Source organism: Fibrisoma limi BUZ 3, from assembly GCF_000296815.2.
GTDB classification, from domain to species: Bacteria; Bacteroidota; Bacteroidia; order Cytophagales; family Spirosomataceae; genus Fibrisoma; species Fibrisoma limi.
Genome location: NZ_CAIT01000006.1, coordinates 1,160,355 through 1,182,962, shown reverse-complemented (window position 1 = coordinate 1,182,962; position 22,608 = coordinate 1,160,355). Strand labels below are relative to the sequence as shown.

At 54.6% G+C, this 22,608-nt stretch carries 18 protein-coding genes; 5 read left to right on the top strand and 13 right to left on the bottom strand.

What is annotated here, in order from left to right; all coding sequences use genetic code 11:
• Positions 1-72: 72 nt before the first annotated feature.
• On the bottom strand, positions 73-2,637 hold the full coding sequence (locus BN8_RS12885) for a TonB-dependent receptor (protein WP_009282320.1): 2,565 nt from the start codon (positions 2,635-2,637) through the stop codon (positions 73-75).
• A gap of 226 nt (positions 2,638-2,863) precedes the next feature.
• On the opposite strand from BN8_RS12885, the gene BN8_RS12880 reads away from it, so the two are divergent.
• Together BN8_RS12880 and BN8_RS12875 are read left to right on the top strand one after the other, a co-directional pair.
• Positions 2,864-3,991, top strand: a complete 1,128-nt coding sequence (locus tag BN8_RS12880) for a sensor histidine kinase (protein ID WP_009282319.1) — start codon at positions 2,864-2,866, stop codon at positions 3,989-3,991.
• The gene (locus BN8_RS12875; RefSeq protein WP_009282318.1) at positions 3,963-4,742 is read left to right on the top strand and encodes a LytR/AlgR family response regulator transcription factor; all 780 of its coding nucleotides are present in this window, start codon (positions 3,963-3,965) and stop codon (positions 4,740-4,742) included. Before BN8_RS12880 ends, BN8_RS12875 begins: the two co-directional genes overlap by 29 nt.
• Positions 4,743-4,750: 8 nt before the next feature.
• Here the strand turns inward: BN8_RS12875 and BN8_RS12870 are convergent, their stop codons facing one another.
• Positions 4,751-6,361 carry an amidase gene (locus BN8_RS12870; RefSeq protein ID WP_009282317.1) on the bottom strand — a complete coding sequence of 537 codons (1,611 nt, stop codon included), beginning with the start codon at positions 6,359-6,361 and terminating at the stop codon, positions 4,751-4,753.
• Between the two features lie 86 nt (positions 6,362-6,447).
• On the opposite strand from BN8_RS12870, the gene BN8_RS12865 reads away from it, so the two are divergent.
• Positions 6,448-8,238, top strand: coding sequence for an SGNH/GDSL hydrolase family protein (locus tag BN8_RS12865; protein WP_009282316.1), 1,791 nt, complete (start codon positions 6,448-6,450; stop codon positions 8,236-8,238).
• 188 nt (positions 8,239-8,426) lie between these two features.
• Here BN8_RS12865 and BN8_RS32865 read toward each other — a convergent pair whose 3' ends face one another.
• The 8 genes from BN8_RS32865 to BN8_RS12835 all read right to left on the bottom strand — a co-directional run bounded on the left by BN8_RS32865 (position 8,427) and on the right by BN8_RS12835 (position 15,275).
• Positions 8,427-8,663 carry a hypothetical protein gene (locus BN8_RS32865; protein WP_144051655.1) on the bottom strand — a complete coding sequence of 79 codons (237 nt, stop codon included), beginning with the start codon at positions 8,661-8,663 and terminating at the stop codon, positions 8,427-8,429.
• A gap of 124 nt (positions 8,664-8,787) precedes the next feature.
• Entirely contained in the window at positions 8,788-9,297 is a 510-nt protein-coding gene (locus BN8_RS32860; protein ID WP_144051654.1) for a hypothetical protein, read from the bottom strand.
• A 377-nt stretch (positions 9,298-9,674) separates the two neighbouring features.
• Positions 9,675-10,094, bottom strand: a complete 420-nt coding sequence (locus tag BN8_RS12860) for a tudor domain-containing protein (protein ID WP_040005782.1) — start codon at positions 10,092-10,094, stop codon at positions 9,675-9,677.
• Positions 10,095-10,438: 344 nt separating this feature from the next.
• A complete protein-coding gene (locus BN8_RS12855; protein WP_040005781.1) occupies positions 10,439-10,741 on the bottom strand; it encodes a hypothetical protein in 303 nt (100 codons plus the stop codon).
• A gap of 268 nt (positions 10,742-11,009) precedes the next feature.
• Positions 11,010-11,813, bottom strand: coding sequence for a hypothetical protein (locus tag BN8_RS12850; protein ID WP_144051653.1), 804 nt, complete (start codon positions 11,811-11,813; stop codon positions 11,010-11,012).
• A 46-nt stretch (positions 11,814-11,859) separates the two neighbouring features.
• Entirely contained in the window at positions 11,860-12,432 is a 573-nt protein-coding gene (locus BN8_RS12845) for a hypothetical protein (RefSeq protein WP_009282314.1), read from the bottom strand.
• Between the two features lie 455 nt (positions 12,433-12,887).
• Positions 12,888-13,988 carry a TFIIB-type zinc ribbon-containing protein gene (locus BN8_RS12840; RefSeq protein WP_040005780.1) on the bottom strand — a complete coding sequence of 367 codons (1,101 nt, stop codon included), beginning with the start codon at positions 13,986-13,988 and terminating at the stop codon, positions 12,888-12,890.
• A 306-nt stretch (positions 13,989-14,294) separates the two neighbouring features.
• The gene (locus tag BN8_RS12835; protein ID WP_009282312.1) at positions 14,295-15,275 is read right to left on the bottom strand and encodes an SPFH domain-containing protein; all 981 of its coding nucleotides are present in this window, start codon (positions 15,273-15,275) and stop codon (positions 14,295-14,297) included.
• Between the two features lie 591 nt (positions 15,276-15,866).
• Here BN8_RS12835 and BN8_RS12830 point away from each other — a divergent pair.
• Entirely contained in the window at positions 15,867-17,039 is a 1,173-nt protein-coding gene (locus tag BN8_RS12830) for an alpha/beta hydrolase-fold protein (protein ID WP_051041039.1), read from the top strand.
• Positions 17,040-17,179: 140 nt separating this feature from the next.
• Here the strand turns inward: BN8_RS12830 and BN8_RS12825 are convergent, their stop codons facing one another.
• Complete coding sequence (locus BN8_RS12825; protein ID WP_009282308.1) at positions 17,180-17,968, bottom strand: glucose 1-dehydrogenase; 789 nt, start codon at positions 17,966-17,968, stop codon at positions 17,180-17,182.
• 273 nt (positions 17,969-18,241) lie between these two features.
• Between BN8_RS12825 and BN8_RS12820 the strand changes: the two genes are divergently transcribed.
• The gene (locus BN8_RS12820) at positions 18,242-19,921 is read left to right on the top strand and encodes a sodium:solute symporter family protein (RefSeq protein WP_009282306.1); all 1,680 of its coding nucleotides are present in this window, start codon (positions 18,242-18,244) and stop codon (positions 19,919-19,921) included.
• An 87-nt stretch (positions 19,922-20,008) separates the two neighbouring features.
• On the opposite strand, the gene BN8_RS12815 is transcribed toward BN8_RS12820, so the two are convergent.
• The gene (locus BN8_RS12815) at positions 20,009-21,895 is read right to left on the bottom strand and encodes a monovalent cation:proton antiporter-2 (CPA2) family protein (protein WP_009282305.1); all 1,887 of its coding nucleotides are present in this window, start codon (positions 21,893-21,895) and stop codon (positions 20,009-20,011) included.
• On the bottom strand, positions 21,892-22,494 hold the full coding sequence (gene kefF / locus BN8_RS12810; protein ID WP_009282304.1) for a glutathione-regulated potassium-efflux system oxidoreductase KefF: 603 nt from the start codon (positions 22,492-22,494) through the stop codon (positions 21,892-21,894). Before kefF ends, BN8_RS12815 begins: the two co-directional genes overlap by 4 nt.
• Between the last annotated feature and the right edge of the window lie 114 nt (positions 22,495-22,608).

The window sequence follows — 22,608 nt, the reverse complement described above, 5'->3', positions numbered from 1 at the left end:
CGACGGCCCGGCTTCGTTGCGCGGAACCGGGCCGTTGGCGAAAAACGGTTGGTTTCTGCCGACGATCCGGCGTTATCTGTCTTCACCGCTCTTGATGTCGTCGTTGTTGACGGATTTTTTCCGGCGGGGTGGCTCAAAGCTCATCTTGCCGATCCGGTACGTGAAGGTGACTTTCACGTTCTGGTTGTAGAGCCGCATGATGCTGACCTGCGCCAGTTGGGGCGACTGCAACGTAGTCCGCATCTGAACGCCCCGACCAGCAAAATTTTCGGCCGCCAGTCCGATGCTGCCGCGCTTGTTCGCTACGTCCTTCCGAACGCCCACGGAGTACATGTACATGCTGCCCATCTGGCCCTGCAACTGCGGCATCGGGCCTCGGAAGAAACTGAAGCCCTGTACGTTCCAGCCTTTGCTGAGTTGCAGTTGGGTCATGAGCCGCCCGCCGATGCTCACGCCCGTGTTGCTGATCGTCACAGATCGGCCATCGGCACCGGGTGTTGTACCCTGAAGGTACATGTAATAGCCATCCAGGCCGCCGTTGACGCTCCATTTGGCCGTAATGCCGATGTTGAAGAAGACGTTACCGCCAACGGTCCGCTGCACGCCGATGTTCTGAAAGGTTGTGATGATGGCCCCGGCCAGCGTATCCGACGGGAGCCGCACCTGCGAGATGGCGTTGTTGGTCAGCCGCCCGAAAACCGACGCGTTGACGTAGAGTTTCCTGATGGTTGTGCTCAAGGCCAGTTCGGCATTGTCGGTCAGTTCGGGACGTAGCGTGGGGTTACCTACCGTGATGTTCTGCGGATTGGCCGCGTTGACGTTCGGGTTGAGTTGTTGCAGCCCCGGCCGCTGAATCCGTCGGTTGTACGCGGCTTTCAGCGTTGTACTGCCTTTCAGGGATTTCGATACGTTGATACTCGGCACGAGGTTGCTGTAGTCCGGAATCGCCAGCGTCGTTGTTGGGTTCGTGGTCGACTCGCCGGTCCGGGCGGTAATGCCGGTATGTTCGTAGCGGGTGCCGACTTTGAACGTGTACTTGTTTTTCGTTACGTAGGTGTACGACACGTACCCCGCCTGAATCATCTGCTGGTAGTTCAGCGAGCCGGATGGATTGGTGGGATCGGTGACAAAGCTCTCCGACGAGCCGCTGGCGACCAGGTACTGGTACTCACTGCTGACCTGGCGGATGATGGCTTTGGCCCCGAATTCCAGCAGTTGATTGCGCCGGATGGGCGTCTGGTAATCCGTCTGGAACGTCGTTTCCTGGTTTACGTTGCCGTTTACGTTCCGTTGCCGTCCCATCAGGCTGTCAGTGCGGGTCAGCAAATCGGCATAGAAGTTATTGGTCAGATTGGTGCGGCTGTACTGGGTCGAAATGGTCCATTCCTGCTGCGGTCGGAAGGTCCGGATGTAATCGACGTTGACATCGACGGTATTCGACAGGTCCCGGCGGTCGACAAACCGGTTGGTGGTGTTCAGCAACTGGTTCTCAACGAACGTATTGGTCCGTTGCTGCTGCTCCTGCACGAAGTTGCGGGTGCCGTAGCGGATGTTGGCCGTCAGCGACTGGTTCTTGGCCAGGTCGTAGTCGATGCCGAGCGTGTACTGCCCGAACAGCGGCTTATCGAACGCAGTTGCCGACTGGCTAGTTCGGGTGGGGCGGTCGCCGGTCAGGGTGGTCTGCTCCAGACTCGACGACGCGCGGTTGTACATGGCCCGCCCGAATCCGCCCAGACTGATTCCCAGCTTGCCTTGCCGATAGGAGCCGTTCAGCCCCAGGTTTGAGCCCCGGATACCAGCCCCGGCGTCGATGTTGAGCGTCAGGCCGTGGAGCGTGTTTTTCTTCGTAACGATGTTGATGATGCCACCCGCACCCTCCGCGTCGTATTTGGCCGACGGGCTGGTGATGACTTCAACCGTTTTAATCATGTCGGCGGGGAGTTGCTTCAGCGCATCGGCCACACTGGCCGCTACGATCGTAGACGGTTTGTTGTTGATCAGCACCCGGATGTTGCTGCTGCCCCGCAGGCTGACGTTACCATCCAGATCAACGGACAGCAGCGGTACCCGGCGCAATACGTCCGATGCATCGCCCCCTTTGCTGGTCAGGTCTTTGTCGGCGTTGAACACCAGCCGGTCGACTTTCTCCTCGATCAGGGCTTTCTGACCCGTTACGTTCACCTCGTTTAGAGTACGTTCGTCGGGCGCCAGAATAACCGTACCAAGGGCAAGGTCGGTGTTGCGGTCCAGTTTGATGGGCTGCGATTCCCGGGTAGTATAGCCGATGAAGGAATATTGAAGTCGGTACGTGCCGGGGGCCAGTTTGGGTAACGTAAAGCGCCCTTTGGCGTCGGTAGTGGTACCGTCGATGGGTTTGCCGGTCTGGGCATTGAGTAGCGCGATGGTGGCGTACTCGACGGGCTTACCGGTGGTCGAATCGGTCAGCAGACCGGCGATTTTAGCGTTGCCTTTCGGGGTGTCGTCGGTCAGGCCGGTAAACTCTTTCTTCCGTCGGTCGTCCTGGCCACCAAAACCGCCCGGAGGACCGCCACCGGGTGGTGGGCCAAACTGCGCCCGGCTGATTGAGGGTAGTAATAAGCTGGTGCTGAGCAGAAGAAGGCAAAAGAGTTTTGTCATGACCGTATGTGTTTCAGTCGAAGTACGGTGAAAGCGGAAATCATTGAAAATGAGTGCCGAGACGTAGTTGAAATGTGTAGATATTGAAGGCTATTCGCGCCGTGGGCCTGCTGGTGAAGACGATCTGTCTGTGGAGGGCTACTACATCGACACAAATACCTGGTTAGTCGGCAGACGGGTAACGCAACCGGCGATCGGATGAAGGAAACCCCGTAACTTGCACGCAATGAGACTTCTCCAACGATACCAGAACTGGCTGCACGTAGTAGGATGGGCGGTGTTCATCGGGTTGCCGTTCCTGATGTTTCCCGGCTACGTCTGGAGTCGGTCGGTGCTGCTGAGTTTTGGGGTAACCAAGGTAATCGAGGACGTACTGCTGATCGTCTTCTTCTACGTAAACCTCTGGTTCTTAACACCCACTTTTCTTCAGCAGCGAAACCTCCGCCGGTTTGTGCTGGGGTTGCTGCTGGCCTTCGGGGTTGTGCTGGCCATCGATTTGCTGGTGCTGAATCTCTTTCCGCCCAACTTCCCGCAGCCACCATCCGGAGCGGGCATGGGGCAGGGGAGGCACCACTGGCCGGGACCGCCCCCCGCCAATTACATCCTGGGCATTCGCGTGGATGTTGGGCGGCTGACCAGCACCGTTGTGTCGTTCGGGTTTGTTGGGCTGCTCGGGTCGCTGATCGCGTTCAGCCAGCACCACGACCGGGTTCGGGAAGCCCAGCAGCAGATGACGCTGGAGAAAGTGTCGGCCGAGCTGGCCATGCTCAAACTACAGGTAAGCCCGCATTTTCTGTTCAATACGCTGAACAACATCCGCTGGCTGGCCCGGCAGAAATCCGACCAGACCGAAGAAGCCATCGTGACGCTCTCCCAACTGCTCCGCTACATGATCTACCGGGCGCAGCACGACAAGGTGCCGCTTCGGCAGGAGCTCGACCATCTGGCTGATTACGTTGCCTTGCAGCAGATGCGCCTGAAGCCGAACCAGTCCGTTACGTTCACGCACGAAGGAGACATCGACAGCTACGATATTGAGCCCCTGCTGTTCATTCCCTTTGTCGAAAACGCCTTCAAATATGGACTGCACAGCCAGCAGGCCAGCCAGATCGACATTCGGCTGTCGGTAGTGGGCGATACGTTGACCTTTTTTGCCGAAAACCCGATGTTTGAGCAGCCCCGACCGGACGACGTACCGATGGATTCGGGGATTGGCATCCTGAACGTGGAAAAGCGACTTGCCTTACATTACCCAAATCGGCATACCTTGCAGATAAACCCCGAGGCCGACCGGTTCCGGGTTATCCTAACTCTGCAACTACACCATGACGAAGTTGCGCTGCATCGCCATTGACGACGAGCCCTTTGCCTTAGAAATCATTGCCGATGATATACGGAAAATTCCGTTTCTGGAACTGGTAGGCCAGTTTTCGAGTCCGCTGGACGCTATCAACGCCCTGAAGCAGGAGCGAATCGATCTGTTGTTTCTGGACATCCAGATGCCGACGCTCACCGGAATTCAGTTTCTGCGGAGCCTGTCGCAGCCGCCGATGGTCATCCTGACGACCGCTTATGAGCAGTACGCGCTGGAAGGCTATGACCTCAACGTAGTCGATTACCTGCTCAAACCGATCCGGTTCGAGCGGCTGCTGCGGGCGACCAATAAAGCCTACGAACTGTTTTCATTACGGCAGCCGGTTGCCCCAACGCCCGAAGTTGCTGAGCCGGAAGCTCTCCCGGCTGTTTCTACGTCGTCTGAGCTTCAGGCCAGGTCAGACCCCCAGGAACGCACCTTCTTCTTTATCTTCTCCGAGTACCGCGAAATCAGGATCTTTCACGACGACGTGCTGTACGTAGAGGGCCTGAAAGATTACGTCAAGATTTTCACGACCCACCAGCCCCGGCCGTACCTGAGCCGCCTGACGCTCAAAACCATCATGCCCAAATTGCCCGACGATCGATTCTGCCGGGTCCACAAATCCTTCATCGTCGCCCTCGACAAGATCAGTTCCTTCCAGAAAACAAAGCTGTTCGTCGGCAAACAGGAAATCCCCGTCGGCAGCAGCTACGTCGAGGAGTTTGAGCGGAGGTATCGGGGAGAGTAGTTATATACTCATTTGCTAAGGGCCGCGAACCCGCTGGGGGCTTTGCGGTGGTGGGTGGCCTGCTCGTAGCCGTACGTCAGCCGGATCAGGGTGGGCTCATCGAACAGCCGTCCCAGAAACTGAAGACCCGCCGGTAAGTTGCCGGTGGTGTAGCCCATCGGAACGGTAAAGGCCGGCAAGCCCGTGGCTGGGGCAACTACCTGGCTATTGTCGCCTTTATACCCTTTATCGTCGCCGATTCGGGCGGGCGGGTAGTTCCACGATGGATAGATCAGCGCATCGACGCGCAGCCGATCCATTTCGGCTTCCACGGCTTTCCGGAAGGCAATCCGGAGCGGATCGGTATAAGCGTCGCCACAGGGGATTTCCGGGTGAGAGGCCCGGCCCGAATGCGTTTGCTGGTACGTCAGCCGGTCGCGCACGAGGTCCGAGTAGCCGCCCACCCGAATGATGTCCTCCAGCGTTTTCAACGTATCGCGCTTGACGAAGGTCCGCAGGTACGTTTCGATGTCGGCCCTGAACTCGGCGCACCATTGGTTGGCCCGAAGCGAGTCAAATTCCGGAATCGTTACGTCAACGACCTGGGCACCCGCTTTGGTCAGGTCGGCAAGGGCCTGATCGAATAACTGCTTGATTTCGGGATGAATGTTCCGGTCGCTCAGTTGGCGGAGCACCCCAATCCGGGCACCCTTCAGTCCGTCTTTTCGTAGAAACTGGGTGTAGGTTTTCGGTACGTGGCCCTGGCTGTGCTTTGTAATCGGATCGTTCGGGTCGTAGCCTGCGGTGACCTCCAGCAGCCGCACCGCATCCTCAACCGTGCGGCACATCGGCCCGCCCACGTCGTTGCGGGTGTACAGCGGAATGATGCCGTAGCGGCTAACCAGCCCCAGCGAGGTTCGGAAACCCACCAGCGCATTGTGCGACGATGGGCCACGAATGGAGTTGCCCGTATCGGACCCCAGCCCCACGGCTCCCAGGTTGGCGGCCACCGCAGCCGCTGTTCCGCCACTCGACCCGGCCGGTACGTAGTCGAGGTTGTAGGGGTTCCGGGTTTCGCCCGCGATGGAACTCTGCGAATGCATGGGCGTGAAGGCCCATTCGGCCATGTTGGATTTTGCCAGCACGATCGCGCCCGCTTCGCGCAGTTTCTGAACCTGCCAGGCGTCGTCGGTGGGGGCAAAGCCTTTCAGGGCCACGGAGCCGCCCGTCGTTTGCAGGCCCTTCGTATTGAAGTTGTCTTTCACGATCACCGGAATGCCGTGCAGGGGACGTAGCTTACCGGTCTTCCGAAACTCAGCGTCCAGCGCCCGCGCCGTTGCAATGGCCTCCGGATTGACGATGATGATGGCGTTGAGTCTGGTCGGCTGGTCGTAGGTTCGGATACGGTCGAGGTAGGCGTTGACCAACTGTTCGCTCGTCAGGGTTCGGTTGCGAAACGCCCGGTGAATATCGCTGATCGTCGCTTCCAGCAGCTCAAATTTGGCGGCTGGTGACGTAGCGGGTCGGGATTGCGCCTGACCTAGTGTAGGTGGGTAGCCACTAACCAGGAGCAGACAAAAAGCAAGGCGTAGGGTATAGGATAGATACGTACAGGCGTTTCGGGGCGTTTTTATTGGCATGAGTTGGTGGTCGGCGGTTGGTATTGTACAGCCGTTTGCGGAATATTGAAAGGTAAGCAAAATTCCGATTCAAGGACAAACCCATTATGCCTAAACCAAACCCCGTAACGACCTGCCTCATTTCATTCCTTTTCTGCATGGTGACCTCGGCCGTGTCGGCCCAGACAATCACCGGCTATACCTGGTGGAAGCCCGCCGATAGTTCCTTTCCGGTTATCGACGGGCAGGCGTGGCCGACCGAAATGCAGGACACCCTCCAGCGGCTGCCGCCCCGGGCGAAGGGATTGGTTCGGAAACCGGTCTGGGATCTGTCGCGGCAAACGGCGGGGCTTTCCATCAGGTTCGTCAGCAACGCGCCCGAGATCATCGTTCGCTATAAGGTCACGGGCGCGGTAGCCCTGCCGCACATGCCCGCTACGGGTGTCAGTGGGGTAGACCTGTACGGCATCGACAGCGACGGTACGTGGCACCAGGCGGCCGGTAAATACAGTTTCCGGGATTCGGTTCAGTATACCTTCGCGCAGCTTAAGCCCAACGATACGTACCACCAGCTTGGCCGCGAATACCGCCTGTACCTGCCCCTGTACAACGGGGTGCGGAATCTGGAGATTGGCGTTCCGGCCGGCAGTCGCTTTACGGTATTGCCGCAGCGGGCCGAAAAGCCAATTGTCGTCTACGGTACATCCATCGCCCAGGGGGCCTGTGCCTCGCGCCCCGGTATGGCCTGGCCCAACATCCTGGCCCGGAAGCTGGACCGGACGGTGATCAACCTCGGCTTTTCGGGCAACGGTCGACTGGAGAACGAAGTGGTCAATCTGGTCAATGAGATCGACGCGAAGGTGTTTGTGCTCGACTGTCTGCCGAACCTGATCGAGACCGTTGTAAGCCGCGCGGAGTTGCAGAAACGCATTGTCGAGTCGGTCAGGGCGATACGGGCCAGACACCCGAATACGCCCATTCTGCTGACCGACCACGACGGCTACACCGAAGGGTATCTGATGCCCCACCGGCAACCGCTGTTCGAACAGGCGAACCAGGATCTGGCCGAAGCCTACCGGCAACTGACCGCCGAGAACGTACCGGGGCTTTACCGCCTGACCATCGCCGACATTGGCATGGACCTCGACTGTATGCTGGACGGTACCCATCCCAACGATCTCGGCATGATGCGCTACGCCGACGCGTATGAGAAGAAGCTACGCGAGATCCTGCAACAGCCCGTCGGTACGATCAGGACGCAAATTCCGACCCGACAGAACCGGGAGCCCGGCAGCTACAACTGGGAAGAACGGCACAACGCGATGCTGACACTCAACCAGACGGAGCCAACCAGGGTCGTATTTATCGGCAACTCGATCACGCACAACTGGGGCGGCAAACCCCTGAACAACCGCATCGTAGGGGCCGACTCCTGGCAGACGTACCTGGAGCCGCTGCAGGTACGTAATTTCGGCTTTGGCTGGGACCGAATCGAGAACGTATTATGGCGGGTGTACCACGACGAACTGGATGGTATCTCGCCCGAGCAGATTGTCCTGAACATCGGCACGAACAACCTCCATCTGAACACCGACGACGAGATCGTACAGGGGCTTCGGTTTCTGGTGCAGGCCATCCGGCTCCGGCAGCCGAACGCCCGCATTACGTTGCTGGGCATTTACCCCCGCCGTGAGCAGGAAGGGCGCGTAGCCGGGCTGAACAAAGGCATTCAGGCGATGGCCCGGTCGGAGAACGTCAGCTATCAGGACATTGGTAAACGCTTGCTGCTGAAAAACGGCACCCTCAACGAACAGCTTTTCTCCGACGGCCTACACCCTAATGCAGCGGGATATGTTTTGTTGGGCAAGGAACTGGAGCGGGTGTTGAGGGGGAGGTAATTGGGTGTTATTGACAACTTTGTTATTTGAGGCCGGATAGTTGCTTGTCATTGTGCCGAATACCCCTGAATGTTGATGGCCTGCAAGCTATTTTACTGAACGCATGTAGCCGCTGCATTTGACACATTCAGTATAGTTTGGCTGAATCGCTTCCTTGGATCCGTGCAGTCCGTCGCCCATAACCGGCTCTATATGTTTTTCTTCAAAGAATAAAAGAATCCAAAAAGAAGTAACACAGCAAGTGCAATTAATCCATACCCTGTACGAGTGTGAAAACTTATTCCTTCACCAAGAATACTCCAGCCTGCAAGACTAGAAAAGACGAAACCGATGAAACATACAATACTCAAACATCCTCCTGGCGAACTACCAGGATCATTAATTTCTCCAATCTTGTTTCCGTTTCTATCAAAAATATCGGCCATAAAAGATGCAGTAGTGTCGAGAAGAGAGGCAAACCTCATCTGTTTTACTTGCCTATGAGGAACGTTGAACTTGTCGCCCAAGAGCCACCCACGCGGAGCGAACAACAAAGCACAAAGCCGCTTGTTATCTCGTTACACTTTTGCTCCATGTATGCCCGCATTTAGTACAGCAGTAATTTTTCAAATAGTTATTACGAGTACTGAATTTAGGGACATCAATATTAACGCGACCAACTTCAATTCCTCGATTATCGTAAGCCGGTCTGTTTTCTGAACTTGTTGTTTGGTGAATAGTGCTACCTAAATAATCCTCCTTGACGAGTCTCCGCTTCCACCAAACACCGCATTTAGGACACATAGTTGCAACTCCAATGCTTACAATGAGCAAAGCGAAAAAGACAGGAACTCCCCAATGTATATGATACAGCAATACCCCAATAAATGCCACAATGAAAGCTCCAACGCCGTACAGCAGATAAATGAATCTCTTTGAATTATCATCGACAAACCAAGCTTTGGCTAAAAAATAGCCGAAAGCACTACAAGGAATAGTAGAAGCATATCCATCCAGTAAATAGGCGATTGCAAATCCTAATGCTACTCCAATTAAAGATCGTGGATCAAAAGACTTCATAGCATATTATGTATAAATACTAATTTGGTCTGTTAAGGAAAACGCTTTGTCATTTGGAACCCGTAGATACAAGCTCTAAACCTCACTGTCTTGGCGTTCACTTTATCGCCCGTAACCCGGAAATAAATCCCTAATGCCGCACCTCTAGACGTATAGCGAATCAGTCGAAACCCGCTCCTGACAAACGTAACCCGCCTTGCTAGCTAATTTGTGGACCCGTACCCAACGCCCCCAAGTGTTGATGGTGAGTAAGCAAGATAGCCAAAACGAACGTACCTAATGCCTTTGCACACTTAGCTACGTCGGGCTGTTAGTCTGCTTTCGGGACATGCTGCCTGTCGCTGGGACCCCGACCACTCTAGCGATTATCTGATGTCTTACTTTAAATTACGGCAGAATTGATCAAACTGATCATCATTCATGCCTACTATCTCTTTTATTGAATCTTGAATTTCAGAAACTCTAATTTGAGAATGCCATAGTCTCTGATCTAATTTTCTGTAAGCACCTACAGACAAATTTTCAAGAGTATGTTCTGATAGTCCTGGCTTGTTGATTCCTAAGCCAATAGTTCCTACGTATCCATCTCGATGAACATAAAAAGCACCATCGCTTTTTCTAATTCCAACAACTCGCCCTTTAGTTTCACCACCATGTCCCCACTTAATAAGAACTCTCGAACCTACTTTAATTTTTGACTCATCATTGTCAGCATCGATCTCTGAAAAAATGTTTTTCAGCACCTCAATTTCGAAGTTTAACCTTTTTAACTCTGTAACCAACTCTACCAAGTTCATATAAATTTAGTTAAAATGTCACAAGGAAGCAAAATGGCCACATAAACCATACTCGACTCTGGCGTTCACTTTGTCACACGGACGTAAAAATGCAAATTAAAAAACAACCTGTCAGGGCGGTCAATCTGTCGCTCTAAACCCGCCCCGCCGGTAGCGGTTTAGACTGGCTCACCAAGCGTCCCTGAATGTTGATGGTATCTAAGCTACTTCAAATAATGGACAGGACCTCTGTCTCTACACATTCAGTTTTGTTGGGTTGTTTGCCTGCCTTCGGGACGGGTTGACTGTCGCCCACGACACGGCAAATACGAAGCAAACCGCGACATACATATGTAAGTTAACCATCATTTTCGGTGCATAGTATCTTCTTCGTGTTCAGTAATAAAAAAGGAGGTTAATTTTTCCGATACACGCATGGATGAAGTTTTTTGAGCTTCCTGGTTTCTAGCTTTGATTTCATTGACTTTTTCAGACAGTGGTTGGTCAATAGGAGTGTAAATGAAAAATTTTTTCACTGGTGTCCTTTTTAACTTTTTTCTCTTGGCTGGAACTGCTTTGGAAGGAGCTTTGCCTGAAAGCAGAATTTGTTTTAGCCTTTCCAATTCAGCTATTGATCTGCTCTTTGGTTTTTGCTTAGATTTTTTCATTGATTAATCTATAAATGATAGGTAATTATTAAAGAGCGTACGATCTGTCAGCACCAATTCGGAAATGCAAGTATAAATGTCAACTGCCGGGGCGTTCGCTTTGTCGCCCGGAACCCGTCCCGCCAGTAACGGCTTGGCCTGTTCACCTAACGTCCCCATGTGATGATGAGCGCGTAGCGCACATTTACACACATGCATGGTTGGGTTGTAAACGTTGCATACCCGGCGGCCACCTGTCGCACGGAACTGGCCCACGCGGAGCGAAAACCTATGCCGCCACACGCTCAGGTATTTGTTCCAGTATTTTGGATTTGTCAGAGTGATACGAAATCAGCGGATGCTCTAATTCCTTTTCCAGATTCGCCAGATACTCATTTACTTTTACTGGCACGAATCCATTCGCCATTGTATTCACAATAGCAGACCTTTGAAATATGCCACTTCGACTCACTCGTATGTCCTTCTTCGCAATCTGAAAATTCACGGTTGCTTCACAAGCATCTTTTACAAAAAGAGGGGCTGTGTAGCCTGTAACATACATCACTAAGTGAGTAGTGGTTGGTCTCCGAATAATAGCATTGAAACGAATTGCGGCCAATTCTTCCCCATGTCGCTTTAAAGAACCATTGAGTTCAAGAATATCGCTACCATAATGTTCCCTTAAATATGTATTGACATCCTGATAAAACGTAGCACGTTGTGAGGTCTCTTTGGCTTCGTTGAAGGCAATAGCCTGACTATTTACAATCGCGGAGACGTATTGGCTAACATCTCTGACCATTACGGAAATCAGTTCAGGATTTTCTACAGCTTTGAAGTAATACCTAGTCCCATCTCTATGCTTCGTTTGTCTAATGTCAAAGTGAGCCTGAAACTGTGTTTCCACACGTTGGAAAACGTCCTCATCTTCGGATGAGATAATATTGTCGTAAAAGCCTTTATCAATCCATCCTCCATCGGATATAATGTAAGTGCCCGATTGTAAGCTAACGAATACTGAGACATAGTGATTTGTTAGGGTACTCACGCCCGTAATAATTTCGAGTGTGTTGCCCCTAAGTTTGTAATCCATAAGATTACAAAAATCAGATTTGACCTGTTGGAAGAGGTCTGTTAGCTCAGTTTTCATTTAAAAAATCAACACCTTCGTGTACGTCATGTTCTGTTTTCTGAGTCAGAGGAAGCAGATGCAAGTCCGATGAAATATCAGGGATTTTGCCACCTTTGTTAATGTTGGCTTCTTCACAGAATAAGTGCATCCCTATATTTATGTCGCTTTGCAAGACGACTTCATTTTCTTCAATGAACTGATTTCTTCGGGCTTTCTTAACCCCCATTTCATCATAAAAATTAATGTGAGGGGTTTTTATTCGTGTTTCAAGAAGTTTTGTCTTTCCGTCGCTGTTGTCATGGCTGGGGCCGTCGGAATCAAAATAAAACACAGGCTGATCGTGCAACTCCTTGACAAACAGCCGTAGTCCATACTTAAATCCATACGTCTGTTTCTCTGCATTGAATATAACCTCTTCTCTTGAATCATGGTTAAGAAGTTCCTCTTTGGTTCGCCATTTTTTATTATTAGGCTTTTCGCCTAATACAATCTGCTGAGCCTCAAGTTTCTTATGTTTCTCGACCAGCGTTTTGTATAACGGGTAGTTTTCTCGTATTTTTGGACAAATCTCTTGCTTCATAGTTCATCTAAGCCCGTTACGTCGCTAAACTGTTGCGGGCTTTTATGTTGGTAATATAGTGGAAAGTTACAATTTGTGTAAGATTGTTCTTTGTCGCCCGAAATCCGTCTCTGAACCTAAATCTGCTCTTGCGGGGCGGTTGGCCTGTCAGCCGGAACCCCGAATTTGAAGCCCAAACCTACCCACGCGGGGTGTTCAATTTGTCGCACGAAACCCGCCTTGACAAAACGGCACAGACTTGCACCCAACATAATATTGTAAGCGAATTCACTAAACCATATTCAACTAAAGTTCAGTACGTTGTAGTTTAGTGTTACTTCAATCCTGAAGCTTCTTTTCGAATAGCTCAAACCGATCAACAATCATAAACAAGTTGCCAAACTTCTGCAAAGAGTTACGTACGGGAATTTATTAAGCGTAGTATATATTTTTATTGTTAGCGTAGACAGAACGCCTTACCGCTTCTGCGTGAACCAGTAAATTAGCGCTACCAGCAGGATAAACCCGCCGATCAGCAGCGCGATCTTCCACGCGGATTTTGGGCGTTGGCCGGCTACCTGGCCCGTCTGGCCGTTGACCATGAAGCGGTAGAGCTTGCCGTTGTACGTGTAAGCGCATATCCAGAGGGGCAGCAGCAGGTGCTTGAACGTCTGGTTCGTCAGGCGCGTGTCTACCTGCAGGCCCTGTTGCGTGTCGCCCCCCAGCTCGGCCGCGCAGGCGTTCATCTCGCGGTCACGGATCAACGCTTCGGCTTTCTGAGCGCTTTCGGGCAGGTCGATGCTGTAGACCTCGGCTTCCCAGCCCAGCAGAAAACGCGGATCGTAGTCCACTACGTCGTTCATCTCGTAGCGGCTCACTTCCTGCACCGTACCTTCCTGCGTCGACAACTGCCGCGAGGCCATCGTCAGGACGTCGTCGTAAAAGGCGGAGTGGCTGCCCGACCGGTATTCCCAGCGGACGCGCCGTTGCTGCTGCGTAACGACCCGGCCGTTGGCGTCCCGAACCTCCACCGGTACGTAGTAATAGTAGCCGGCCTGGCCCTCCCAGTTGGAAGAGGCCTGCGCATCGAACGTCCAGTAGGGGATGTAGATGCCGTGGAGCTGATCGAGCATAGCCCCGGCTTTCAGGTCCGAGGGGGCCAGCCAGTCGCTGCCCACCCACGACTTAAAGCGTTCGGTGGCCCCGGCCCGCGAGATGCGGAACGGCAGTACCCCGGCCGGTTCAATCAGTCGGGTTTTCTGCGCGTCGGGATTCACGTTTCTGGAGCCGCAGAACGCACAGGTGATGGTCGGTGTGTCGAGGTTGACCTGCGTTTTGGCCCCGCAGTTGCCGCAGGTGAACAACCGCTTTTCTTCCGTTGGGGCGCTGGGCAACTGCTGGTTCTCAAAGCGGTACGTGAGCGGATTCTCAACCAGTTTGGTTTTTGCGAACGGGATGTCCTCGGTATTACCGCAATGCGAACAGGCCAGTTTTTGCTTGTCGGCCGAAAAGTGGAGTTGTGCCCCGCAGTTACGGCAGGGCGCTTTAATAACGTCGGTGAGGTCGGGTGGGGTCATTGGTCGATGGAACCGCATCGGCGGCTCGTGTAGATGACGCAGAGCACACTTATTATCAACGTGAGTTGTAAATAATTCTGTAGCTTTCAAGGCGCATTTTTGTCATCCCGACGTCAGGAGGGATCTTCGGAAAAAGTTGGATACCATCTGGCGTCCGAAGATCCCTCCTGACGTCGGGATGACAAAATATAAAAAACGCAAATCACTGATAGAGAGCTAATTGGTCTATGCTTTATCCAAAACTCACGTTACTATCAAAAATACTAGTTATTTATCTGCGTAAATCAGTGGAATCTGTGGCCAAACTTACAATCTCGCCAATAGCTCCGCTTTTTTCGCCGTAAATTCCTCGTCGGTCAGCACCCCGGCTGCTTTCAGTTCGCCGAGCTGCTTGAGCAGTTCCAGCACCTGCGCTTTGTCTTCCTTGGGGGCGGCTGCGGGTTGTGGCGCATTGGCGTTGTTCATGAAGTTGCCCAGGCCGCCCATTAGGATAGCCGTTCCGGCCGCACCGCCGTTTTCGGCCGCGTCTTCGAGGGCCATACCCGCCTGAAACTGCTGGAACCGCGCCATGTCGCCGACCATGTTCATCTGCGTCGTCTTGTCCAGGAACGCTTCGACTTCGGGCGGCAGGCTGGTGTTCTCAATGTAGAAGCGGGTCAGTTCCAGCCCGTAAGCCGTGAAATCGTCCTGTAACATTGGCCGCAGCTTTTCGCCCAGTTCCTGGTAATTACGGGCCAGGTCCAGAATCGATACGTTGGCTTCGGCGACCGTATCCGAAAACTTGCTGACGATGGCCGTGCGGAGTTGGTCTTCTACGTCGGCGATGCGGACAATGGGTGTCGTACCGGCAAACTCCCTGATGAACTTACCGCCATCGGTGACGCGCAGGGAGAACACGCCAAAGGCCCGCACCCGTACCTGCTTAAACTCCGGGTCGCGGACGATGATCGGGTTCTGCGTGCCCCATTTCAGGTTGGTAAACTGCTTCGTCGACACGAAGTAGATATCGACTTTGAACGGCGACTCGAAGCCGAACTTCCACGACCGCAGCGTGGTCATGATCGGCATGTTCTGGGTCGTCAGTTCGTAGCGGCCGGGCGGGTAGACGTCGGCAATCTGCCCTTCGTTCATGAACACCGCCACCTGCGACTCCCGGACGGTGAGCTGAGCGCCGTATTTGATGTTGTTGCCGTTGTCGGGAAACTTCCAGATGACCGTATCGGTCGAATTGTCGACCCAGTCAATGACTTCAATGAGTTCGTTGCGGATGAAATCGAAAAGGCCCATGCGTTTCGTGTGTGATTACCGGCCTAACATACATAAAAAATTGGTGCAGTCGGCAAGGCTTCTTTGCATTGGTCGTCGCAGGGGGAGCGGTCAGACGTACCGTACAGACCGCTCCCCCTGCGACGACCAATGCGATTGATTGACATTGTTACAAGTGTCGTTTCGGCCTGACTGTGGTCAGACGTACCGTACAGACCATAGCCAGGCCAAAACGGCTGAAGACCGGCGTTGTTGAAGGTTGGCCCAGGGGTGGTCAGACGTACCGTACAGACCACCCCTGGCCAACCTTCTGCCGCGGCCAGACGTAATGCTCAACACTACGTTAAGCAGAATACACGAGGTTTACGAAACCTCGCTGGTCAGGTTTGGAACCTGACCGCACTAAACCAGTGGTTTCTGGAGGTCAGTACGGTACGTCTGACCGCCAGAAAACGCCCGGGGCAGGTTGGCAGGCGTGGTCCCGGTCAGACGTACCGTGCGGACCGGGACCACGCCTGCCAAACATCCACAACCAGGAAAACCTGCCGGTAGAAAGTAGAACGGTAGACGCAGTTACTTTCCGTCGTGATGTCCTGTTACGTATCACACGCTATGAACATACGCTTGTTTGCCCGGCCGCTGTTGCTGCTGGGATTACTACCGGCGCTGGGTTGGGCCCAATCGGCTACTGGTGATTTTCAGCCGGCCAGTTCAAATCTGTCGGGTGCCGAATACCCCAAAATCTCCGCCGACGCGCGGGTGAGTGTCCGCCTGAAAGCACCCGACGCCACAAAAGTACAGGTGCAGGGGGGCGATGGCTTGCAGAAAGACCCGCTGGACTTGGTTAAGGATGCCGAGGGGAATTGGAACGGCACGATTCCGTCGGCGGGGCCGGGCTTCCACTATTACTGGTTTATTGTCGATGGCGTCCGGGTGAACGACCCCGGCAGCGATGCGTACCTCGGGTACGGCCGTCCGACGAGCGGCATCGAAATTCCGACGCCGAACGAGGATTTTCACCTGCTCAAAGCTGTGCCGCATGGCAGCGTGCGCGAACACTGGTATCAATCCAACATTACCAGCAAGTGGCGTCGGGCGTTCGTCTACACCCCGCCCGGCTACGACGAGAACCCGAAGAAACGGTATCCCATTCTGTACCTGCTGCACGGAGCCGGTGAGAACGAACGGGGCTGGTCATTGCAGGGGCACATGAGCGCCATTCTGGATAACCTGATCGCCGAAAAGAAGGCCACGCCCATGATCGTGGTCATGGACAACGGCTACGCGCTGGTTCCGAACGAAGCGCCCGCCAACACCCCCGGCGACATGGTCAAACGGGCGGCTACGCTGGAGCAGGTCTACCTCAAGGAGATTATACCGACAATGGAAACGGCCTATCGGACACTGCCGGGCCGGGAGAACCGGGCAATGGCGGGGCTGTCGATGGGTGGGCTGCAAACCATGCTGATTGGAATGAAGCACGTTGATTTGTTCTCGCACTACGGCTTTTTCAGCGGGGCCATTTTCGGGGATATGCTCGCCGACCCGAAAACGGCCTTCAACGGTGCGTTTGCCGACGCGAAGGCATTTAATAACAAGGTCAAGGTGCTCTGGTTCGGCGCAGGAAGCGAAGAAAAACGGTTTGTCGAGATGGCCGCTGATGCCTGCAAGAAGCTGGGTGATCTGGGTATAAAGTCCACGTATTACGAATCGCCCGGCACCTACCACGAATGGCACACCTGGCGCCGATGCCTCCACGAGTTTGCGCCGTTGCTGTTTAAATAATACTGCCCTCGCGACTTATCCCAAACCCCTGAAGGGGCTTAGCGCTGCTTACCATGGCCCCGTGAAATTAGCAGCGCTAAGCCCCTTCAGGGGTTTGGGGTACCGGTTCCGGGTAAGTCGCAGTATAAACAGGCACCTTCCTAAATCACCGTCCCCCCGTCAACATAAAACAGACTACCGGTGCAGTACGATGAGGCCGACGACGCCAGAAACAGGGCCAGCGGGCTCACTTCGTCGGTGGTACCCATACGGGCAATCGGCAGCCGGTCGGTGAAGTGTGAGAGAATCTGGTCGTTTTGCCAGAGTGCCTGGCTGAACTTCGTCTTGATCAGGCCGGGGCAGATCGCGTTGACGCGGATACCGTCGGGTCCCCATTCTTTCGCCAGAACCTTCGTCAGCATATTCAGCGATGCCTTACTGACGCTGTAGATGCCCAGCCCCGGATCGGGCGTGTGACCGGCGATGCTGCTCATCATGATCACACTCCCACCGCCCCGCGCTTTCATGCTGGGGTAAACCAGCTTGCTCAGTTCAAACGGGGCCTTGACGTTGGCCTGCATGATTTTATCAAAAGCGCCACCGTCGCAGTCGAGGGCCGGGCCGAATACGGGGTTCGAAGCCGCGTTGTTGACCAGAATGTCGATGCCGCCGTACACCTCAATGGTTTTATCAACCAGTTGCTTCAGTTGCTCCATATCACCGACGTGGGCTGCAATGCCCGTGGCGTCGCCCCCCTGCGCTCTGATGTCGCTGGCCAGCGCATCGCAGGCATCCTGCTTCCGGCTGCTGACAACCACCTTCGCACCGAAGCGGGCATAGAGCCGGGCGATATCCTCGCCGATGCCTTTGCTGGCCCCGGTAATGATGGCTACTTTATTGGTTAGGTCGAAAAGTTGCTTTTCTGGCGATGAAGCTGACTCGGTTTGCATGTTTTTTGTATTGAGTAATGGGTAGGCAAGCTATACCATCAATAAGCCAATTCAAAGAAAAAACGGTATTTGGGCCATAAACACATAGTTTACGTATGCATACACGGTTTTCCCCTATTTTCGCCGTTATATTGGTAAACCCACCTATTCTATGACTGATACGTCTTCTGATTTACCTCCCTTCGTGCGTACCTGGCCTCAGCTTTACGCCATCGTCATTGGTGCCTTAGTGGCCGAAATTTTCTTGTTTTACGGCTTGATGGTCTGGTTTTCATGAGTGGGCTGGATTGGGGCGTTTTACTTGTTACGTTACTGGCGGTAATTATCTACGGCGTTATCCGAAGCCGGGGCAGCCGCAGTATGGATGATTATCTGCTGGCTGGGCAGTCGCTGCCGTGGTATCATGTCGGGCTGTCGGTCATGGCCACGCAGGCCAGCGCCGTTACGTTTCTGTCGGCGCCGGGTCAGGGCTTCACCGACGGCATGCGGTTCGTGCAGTTTTACTTTGGCCTGCCGCTGGCGATGGTGGTCTTGTCGGTTACGTTCGTGCCGATTTTTCACCGCCTGAAAGTTTTTACAGCCTACGAGTTTCTGGAAAATCGATTCGATACGCGCGTCCGGACGCTGACAGCCGGGCTGTTTCTGCTGCAACGTGGGTTATCGACGGGCCTGTCGATCTACGCGCCGGCCATCGTACTGTCGACGCTGCTGGGCTGGAACATCTACATCACGAACCTGATCATGGGCAGCATCGTGCTGATCTACACAGTGCTGGGCGGGACTAAAGCCATTTCGCATACGCACCTGCAACAGATGGCGGTCGTTACGCTGGGCATGGCACTGGCGGGCTACCTGACCGTCCGGATGCTGCCCGATAACGTCGGGTTCGTCGACGCCCTGCACGTAGCGGGTAAGGCGGGCCGTATGAACCTGATCGATCTGCAATTTGACCCGAACAGCCGGTACAACATCTGGTCGGGTCTGATCGGCGGGTTCTTTCTGCAACTGTCGTATTTCGGTACGGACCAGTCGCAGGTGGGGCGCTACCTGACGGGCAACTCCATAGGTCAGAGCCGGCTGGGGCTGCTGATGAATGGGCTCCTGAAAGTGCCGATGCAGTTCCTGATCGTGCTGGTTGGGGTGCTGGTGTTCGTGTTCTATCAGTTCAATCCGTCGCCCCTGTTTTTCAACCAGCAGGAAACCGAACGGCTGGAGCAAAGTCCGTACGCCCGGGAGTACCAATTGGCGCAGATCAAGCACCAGAACCTGTCGGCGCAGCGCCAGCGGGCGGTAATGGACATGCAGGTGGCCCTCCAGGCCGACGACGAAGCCGCGCAGGAAGCCGCTGCGACGATGCTCCGCGAAACCGACGAATCGCTCAAAGCCGTCAAGGCCGACGTAGTCGGGCTGATCAGGAAGAACAACCCGGTGGCCGACACCAACGACGTGAACTACATCTTCCTGCGGTTCGTGCTCGATTACCTGCCCCACGGCCTGATCGGCCTGATCATCGCCGTGATCTTCGTGGCGTCGATGGGGTCGATTGCCGCAGCCTATAACTCACTGGCGTCAACGACGGTCGTTGACGTGTACCGCCAGCTTATGAAGGGAGAGAGCGATGCCCACTACGTCCAGGTGTCGCGCTGGGCTACCATCGGCTGGGGGATTTTCTGCGTAATTGTTGCGTTGTTTGCCAATCAGTTCGGCAGCCTGATCGAAGCGGTGAACATTCTCGGATCGCTGTTCTACGGTGTCATTCTGGGCGTATTTGTCGTGGCCTTCTACGTTAAATCCATCGGCGGACGCGCTACGTTCTGGGCCGCGGTAGTTGCCGAAGGTCTTGTTATTCTAAGCTGGTATCTCAACCTTACCGCGTTCCTGTGGCTCAACGTCATCGGGTGCCTGGCGGTGGTGGGTATTGCGTGGGTGCTGCAAAAATTGTTCGCCCGCTAACGACCTACCTAGAAGCGGAATTGAGCCCTCACCCCAACCCCTCTCCCTGTTCCGGGAGAGGGGTTGGGGTGAGGGCAAACCTTCGTATCAATACCCCTGCTGATTGGCTTCCCGGCGCAGCGATTCCGCATCCCAGCCTTCTTCGACTTCCCGCAGCCAGCGATCGGTCTCGTCCGAGCTGATGAGTTGTTCCAGATCGCGGATACGTCGGCGGGCGGTGCTGAAGTACTGTTTCTGGTCGTGGCGAACAGCCGCCAGTTCGGTCAGCGCTTCCTCGTCGTGCTTGCGGAAGAGCCGCGCCGACCGCTCGGCATGATAGGCCCGTAAGCCCAGCAGCCGCATGGCATCCACCCCCGTCCGCAGCGACGAATCCAGCGTTTCGCGGTAAACGTGGTCAATGCCCGCATCCATGAACTCGTAGGCATCGTCGCGGTCGCGGGCACGTACCAGGATTTGCAGATGCGGGAAATGCTTCTTGATCGTCTCGACCAGTTCCAGCGACTTTTCGGGGGAGTCGAGGGCAATTATGATCACTTTCGCTTCTTCAGCCCCCGCCGATTTCAGCAGGTCATACCGCGACGCATCGCCGTAGTAGACCTTGATGCCGATTTTGCGGAGGATATCTACCCGATCGGAGTCGAAATCCAGGACGGTGGTGCCGATGCCATTGGCCCGCAGGAACCGCCCGACGATGTTGCCGTACCGCCCGAAACCGGCCACGATGACTGGATTGGAGGCCGAAAACTGATCCGACGCTTTCTTGTCCTGGGCGGTCGTACCGATGCGGGGCAGCAACAGTTTTTCGTTTACCAGAAAGACTATTGGGGTCAGGGCCATGCTGAGGGCTACGGCCGCCGTCAGTAACCCAACCGTCCGCGTGTCCAGAATGCCGTTTTGCAGGGAGAACGACAACAGCACGAACGCAAACTCACCAACCTGCGAGAGGGCCAGCGAAAAAATCAAATTCTGATCCGTACTTAGCTTGAAGCGCCGTCCCAGCATGGCCAGCACGATAGCTTTCAGTGTCATCATGCCTAATACGACCCCAACCACCAGCAGTGGGTTTTCCTGGATGAGTCCGAAGTCAATCGAAGAGCCGACGGAGATGAAGAAAAGCCCCAGCAGCAGCCCCCGGAACGGATCAATGTCGCTTTCCAGTTCGTGTTTGTATTCACTATTGGCGAGCACAACCCCTGATACGAACGCACCCAGGGCCGGACTAAGGCCTACCGACTCCATCAGCAGGGCAACCCCGCCCACCAGCAGCAGAGCCGACGCAATAAATACCTCCCGCAGCCCGGTGCCGGCAATAACCCGGAAAACCGGACGCATCACAAACCGGCCCAGCATCACGACGGCCAGCACGGCCCCCAGCACCGCCAGGGTTTGTAACCAGCCGGGCAGACCGGCCATCAGCGAATCGTGAGCACCTCCCTCGGCCGGGTCCGCAACCGGATACGTAGCCAGCAGGGGTAAGATAGCCAGAATGGGAATCACGGCAATGTCCTGAAACAAGAGCACCGAAAACGTGCTCTGCCCCGAAGCGGCCTGCATCAGCCCTTTTTCGTTCATGGTTTGCAACACAATAGCCGTCGACGACATGGCCAGGATCATGCCGACCGCCAGGGCCGCCTGCCAGGGTAATCCGGTCAGCATGGCCAGACCCCAGACCACCACCGTGGTAAGGACGACCTGCAGGCCCCCGAGTCCGACAATGGGCACGCGGAGCTTCCAGAGCAGGTCGGGTTCCAGTTCCAGACCGATCAGAAACAGCATGATCACAACGCCAAACTCGGCCACGTGCATAACATCCTGCCCTTCGTCTCCGACCAGCCCCAGCCCATCCGGGCCAATGACCATGCCTGCCAGCAGATAGCCGAGCACGGACCCCAGGCCCAGCCGTTTGGCAATCGGGACAAACACGACACCGGCGGCAAGGTAGACAATGGCTTGTAGTAAGACAGACTGGCTCATAACGATTGTTTTTCGGTTAAAAGGTCATTGGCGTAGGCAAACTGAATAGCATGGTTCGGGTCAATTTCATTGGCCGTCAGCCGTTCCAGCAGCGTTCGGTACTGTTGGAGCGATTCCACGATGCCTTCTTCCGTAATGCGGTGTGTGCCATGCACCACGAAAGGAGGGAGGTACGTCATCTTGCACAACTGGGCGGTCTGTTCAAAGGGGGCCAGAAACTGGCGTACGGTGAATCGGTTGTAACCGGCTTCCTGGTAGGCTTCCTGACGGCCGCCCGTGGTCAGAACGTTCATCATTTTCTTGCCTGCCAGTGCGTTGCCCTGTCGGCCGTAGGCCCAGCCGTGTTCGAGCGTCAGATCGATCCATTGCTTAAGGATAGCCGGGGCACTGTACCAGTACATGGGGTGCTGCAGCAGGATATAGTCGTGGCGAAGCAGCAGATCCTGCTCACGGTCTATGTCGATGTCAAAGTCCGGGTAGAGTTCATACAGGTCGTTGATAGTCACCAGAGGCAGGCCACTGGCCGCTTCGAGGAGTCGTTGGTTCACCCGCGACTTCTCCAGAGCGGGGTGAGCAAATTGAATCAGTACGGAAGCCATACCGGGTAGTTTACTGTGAAAATAGAATGGGAGGTAAAATAGGCACTGATGCTCAATATAACCAGTATAATTTGTTCTATTCGATCCTGGTGTAGCAGTAAACCTGTTTTGAAG